Origin of the sequence: Nostocoides sp., from assembly GCF_035343835.1 — a bacterium.
Classification (GTDB): domain Bacteria; phylum Actinomycetota; class Actinomycetes; order Actinomycetales; family Dermatophilaceae; genus Nostocoides_A; species Nostocoides_A vanveenii.
Window position 1 is genome coordinate 1 of sequence record NZ_DAOQZV010000355.1, and the last position, 2,273, is coordinate 2,273.

General features: G+C 64.5%; 1 protein-coding gene. It reads right to left on the reverse strand.

Annotated elements, in window-relative coordinates:
* Window positions 1-130: 130 nt before the first annotated feature.
* The coding region (locus tag PKH97_RS16020; protein WP_324388609.1) for a glycogen/starch/alpha-glucan phosphorylase at window positions 131-2,273 on the reverse strand (2,143 nt) is incomplete at its 5' end.

Below are 2,273 nucleotides of genomic sequence, written 5' to 3' on the forward strand. Positions count from 1 at the left end.
CTAGCAGAGGTTAGGTCACGTACAGCAGGTTCGAACGTGCTCGAGGTGACCTAAACCCTGCTAGCAGAGGTTAGGGCGCCTCCACTACGGCCTACCCTGTTCGAACGTCACCCAGCAAGCGCTGAGTGGGTCAGCGGCGGACCTCGGCGCCCCAAATCCGGTCGATGTAGTCGCGCATTGCGCGGTCGGAGGAGAAGAAGCCGCACCGGGCGACGTTGAGGATCGCCGAGCGCGACCAAGCGTCTTGATCGCCGTATGCCGCATCCACCCGCGCCTGCGCGTCCAGGTACGACTGGAAGTCGGCCAGCACGAGGTAGCGATCGTTGGCGAGCAGGTCGCCGACGATCGGGCCGACCACCGAACGGTCACCGTCGGTGAAGTGCCCGCTCGCGATCAGGCCGATCGCTCGGCGCAGGGTGGGATTGGACTCGAAGTAGGACCCCGGGCTGTAGCCCTGCCGCTGCAAGTCCGCGACCTCCGGCTCGGTCAGACCGAAGAGGAAGAAGTTCTCATCCCCGACGAGCATTCGGATCTCGACATTCGCCCCGTCGTCGGTCCCGATCGTCAACGCGCCATTGAGGGCGAGCTTCATATTGCCCGTGCCCGATGCCTCCTTGCCGGCCAACGAAATCTGCTCCGACAGATCGGCGGCAGGTATGATCCGCTCGGCGAGGGTGACGTTGTAGTTGGCCGGGAAGACCACCTGCAGGCGCCCGCAGACCCGCTCGTCGGCGTTGACGACGGCGGCGACCCTGTTGATCAGGTGGATGATTTCCTTGGCCATTCGATAGCCCGGAGCCGCCTTGGCACCGAAGATGACGACGCGTGGCGTGACCTGCTCGGGTGTCACTTCGCCGGAGATGATCGACTCGTAGGTCGTGACGATGTGCAGGAGTTTGAGCAGTTGACGCTTGTACTCGTGCAGCCGCTTGACCATCACATCGAAGAGATGGTCGGTCGGCAGCACGAGATCTCCGGTGCGCAGGGCAATGCCGGCGAGCCTCTCCTTGTTGGCGCGTTTCGCGGCGCGGAACGCTTCTCGGAAAGCCGGGTCGTCGGCATACGGCTCCAACTCGCGCAACTTCTCCAGGTCGCGCACCCAGCCGTCGCCGATGGTCGAGGTGATCAGGTCGGCGAGCGGCCGGTTCGCCATCCGCACGAAGCGGCGTGGCGTGACGCCATTGGTGACATTGGTGAACTTCTCCGGCCACAGGCGGGCGAAGTCGACGAGCACCTTCTCGCGCAGCAAGGTCGAGTGCAGTTCGGCGACGCCGTTGACCTTCGTCGCGGCGACCGCGGCGAGGTGCGCCATGCGGATGCCCTTGAAGGGGGCCTCAGCGACGATCGACATCGCACGGACCCGCAGCTCGTCACCCGGATAGGTGGCTCGGACCAGGTCGAGGAATTGGTCGTTGATGCCGTAGATGATCTCCAGGTGCCGCGGCAGCAACCGCCCGACGAGGTCTGCCGGCCACACCTCCAGGGCCTCCGGCAACAGCGTGTGGCAGGTGTAGGCAAAGCAGCGGGAGGTGATCGACCACGCCTGATCCCAGTTCATGCCGTGCTCGTCGAGCAGGATCCGCATCAGCTCCGGGATGGCGATGACCGGGTGAGTGTCGTTGAGCTGGAAGATGATCTGCTCGGGCAGACGCGTCAAGTCGAAGTCCTCGGGCAGCGTCCCGTGGAGATAGTCGTTGATCGAACAGGCGACGAAGAAGTACTGCTGCTGCAAGCGCAACTCGCGCCCCTGCGGCGTCGAATCCTCGGGATAGAGAACCTTCGAGATGTTCTCGGCGAAGGTCTGTGCGCGGACCGCATCGACATAGTCCCCGGAGTTGAAAATCTCCAGATCGAAAGCGCTGGTCGCCTCCGCGCTCCACAACCGCAAGGTGTTGGCGACGCCATTGCGGTAGCCCGGCACCATGTAGTTGTAGGGAATTCCCCGCACGCTCCAGCCGGGGACCCAGCGGCGTCGCTCGCGACCGGAGTCATCGGCATACGTCTCGGTATGGCCGCCGAAACTGACCCGCACGGCGCGATCGGGGTTGGGGAATTCCCACGGCGCGCCGAGAGCGAGCCAGTTGTCGGGCGCCTCGACCTGCCGCCCGTCCGGTGTGAAGACCTGGGTGAAGATGCCGTATTCATAGCGAATGCCGAAGCCGATGCAGCTGACGTCCATGGTGGCCAGCGAGTCGACGAAGCACGCCGCCAAGCGGCCGAGGCCGCCATTGCCGAGGCCTGGTTCGACCTCTTGGGCGCGCAACTCGTTCAGA